The sequence below is a fragment of the Yinghuangia sp. YIM S09857 genome (assembly GCF_051388915.1).
Taxonomy (GTDB): Bacteria; Actinomycetota; Actinomycetes; order Streptomycetales; family Streptomycetaceae; genus Yinghuangia.
This window is the reverse complement of sequence record NZ_JBPKBH010000001.1, coordinates 278,640-280,934: the sequence shown is the minus strand read 5'-3', so window position 1 is coordinate 280,934 and position 2,295 is coordinate 278,640. Positions and strand designations below refer to the sequence as shown.

Genomic DNA, 2,295 nt, shown 5'->3' with positions numbered 1-2,295 from the left:
CCCCCCCCCCGCCTCCGGCGCCCCCTCGATCGTGAGCATCCGCCACTTGGTGTCGACGCCGCCGTGCGCGGAGAACCCTCCAGAAGCACCGCCCGCCGCGAGTACGCGGTGGCAGGGCACGACGATCGCGCACGGGTTGCGGCCGAGGGCGTGGCCGACCGCGCGGGCGGCACCGGGCATGCCGATACTGCGGGCGACTTCGCCGTACGTCATGGTCCGCCCCGGCGGGATGGCCCGCGCGACGGCGTACACCCGGCGGTTGAACTCCGGTACCCCGTCGAGGTCGAGCACGATGTCGTTCAGGTCCCGGGGCTCGCCGCCGAGCAGCGCGCGTATCGCCTCGATGGCCGCGCGGACCTCCGGCGGCGGCACGTCCGCTCCCCCGTGCGCGCCCGGCTCGGCGCCCCCAGCCAGCCGCGCCCGCGTGGCCCGGTCGTCCCGCTCCGGCAACTGCACCCTGGTCACCCCACGGGGACCCCAGGCGATGCCGCAGCGGCCGATGGCGGTGTCGAAGAGCGTGGAGCCGGGCGTCGTCATGATCCCAGTCTGCCTTCCCGTCCTCACACTGCGCAGACGCAGAACCGATTGCCCTCGTTGTCCGCGAACACGATCCAGCCGGCGGTCCCTTCACCGTGCCGGGCCAGGCGTTCGGCACCCAGGCCCTCGATGCGCGCGGCCTCGCCGAGCAGGTCGTCGGTGTGCAGGTCGAGGTGCAGGCGGTTCTTGCCCTCGCGCTTCTCCGGCACGACGTTGATGCAGAGCGCGGGGCCGGTGCCGTCGGGATCGGCGAGAAACGCGTACGTCTCGTCCTGCGCGTCCACCTTGTAGCCGGTGACCGCCGTCCAGAAGGCGGTGGAGCCCGCGAGATCGTTGGTGTCGATACTGAGGTTGCCAATACGGAGGCCCATGGCTGCGATCCCTCTCGGAGGTCGGCTGACGAGGAACTGACGTAACCTTCTATCCATGAACACTAGTTATCGTAACCGGCTATCGTCAATAGCAGGTTGGAACGGGATGGCATGTCAGCACACGAGCCCGCCCCCGACGCCGCGCCCGGCGCGCTGCGGCGCGTCGAGGAGCTGATCAACACGTTCAGCGTCGAGACCGGGGCGGAGTCACTGACCGATCCGGCCGCCCTGGCGGCGTGGCTCACCGAACGGCATCTCCTGCCGGAGACGACCGGCGTCGGCCCGGAGGACCTGACCCGCGCGCGCACCCTCCGCGAAGGGCTCCGCGCGATGCTGACGTCCAACAACCCCGCACCCGACGCCGCCGCCGCACCCACCGCCCCGGCCGCGCTCACCGACCTGGCCGTGCTCGCTCGCGAACTCCCCCTGGTCCTGGACCCGTCGGCCTCTCCCCCAACGCTCGTCCCGCACACCCCCGGCACCCCGGACGCGGCCCTCGCCCAACTCCTCGCCGACGTCGCCGCGTCCGTGGCCGACGGCACGTGGTCCCGTATGAAGGCATGCCGCATGTGCGAGTGGGCGTACTACGACCACTCCCGCAACCGCTCGCGAGCCTGGTGCTCCATGGCCCTCTGCGGAAACCGGGCCAAAGCCCAGGCGTTCCGCAACCGCACCCGCTGACCGCGGCGCCGCCGCCCCGGGGGCTTCCGCAGGCACCTCCCGCTCCTGCGCCCCCGGGGGACGTTCGCCGACAGCAGCGAAGCCGAGAGGCAGTGAAGTGGACATCGTGTACGCCGCGCAGGTGGGCTCGTTCGCCGAGTTCCTCGGTGCGTACGACTCTTCGCAGGCCAATGCCGAGGTACGCGGCCGCAGCGTCCTCATGGGGGCGTTGACGAACGTGGATCCGGACGCGCGCAGGGCCATCGCGCTTCGTCTGCTCGACGACGGTGCCGACGCGACCACGGTGCATGGCGGCGTGAACGCACTGCACGTGCTGCTCGGCAGCGCGCGCCTCGACCCCGCGGCCGACGCGTCGCTGCTCCGGCGGTTGATCGACCGCGGTGCGGACGTCAACGCCGTGGCGGACGGCCACGGCGCGCCGCTGGAAGTGCTCATGAGTCAGCTCGCGTACACCGACGAAGTCCTCGCGCCGTTGTACGACGTGCTGTTCGCGCACGACGGCATCGACCTGCTGATGATCGGCGGTTTTGCGAAGTCGGCGTACGCCGTGGCGGCGAAGAGCAAGCGCCGTCGAGGACTCAGGGCGCGCATGGAGCGGTACTTCGGCGATCGCGGGATCGCGACCCCCGGAGCGGACTGATCGCCGGTGCGGATGGCGTCCGACGGGCGGTGTCGCGGCAATTCGGCTGCCATGAGCGGGTTTTGG

Annotated in this window: 4 protein-coding genes; 2 read left to right on the top strand and 2 right to left on the bottom strand. The window is 71.5% G+C overall.

Features of this window, described 5'->3' with window-relative positions; all coding sequences use genetic code 11:
* On the bottom strand, nt 1–537 hold a 537-nt coding region (locus tag ACRX5S_RS01260), incomplete at its 3' end, for a methylated-DNA--[protein]-cysteine S-methyltransferase (protein ID WP_436770776.1).
* Between the two features lie 23 nt (nt 538–560).
* On the bottom strand, nt 561–908 hold the full coding sequence (locus ACRX5S_RS01255; protein ID WP_436770775.1) for a VOC family protein: 348 nt from the start codon (nt 906–908) through the stop codon (nt 561–563).
* Nucleotides 909–1,019: 111 nt separating this feature from the next.
* Between ACRX5S_RS01255 and ACRX5S_RS01250 the strand changes: the two genes are divergently transcribed.
* Nucleotides 1,020–1,589 (top strand): CGNR zinc finger domain-containing protein, encoded by a 570-nt coding sequence (locus ACRX5S_RS01250; protein ID WP_436770774.1) that lies wholly within the window; start codon nt 1,020–1,022, stop codon nt 1,587–1,589.
* Nucleotides 1,590–1,686: 97 nt separating this feature from the next.
* Nucleotides 1,687–2,229, top strand: a complete 543-nt coding sequence (locus ACRX5S_RS01245) for a hypothetical protein (protein ID WP_436770773.1) — start codon at nt 1,687–1,689, stop codon at nt 2,227–2,229.
* Nucleotides 2,230–2,295 lie beyond the last annotated feature (66 nt).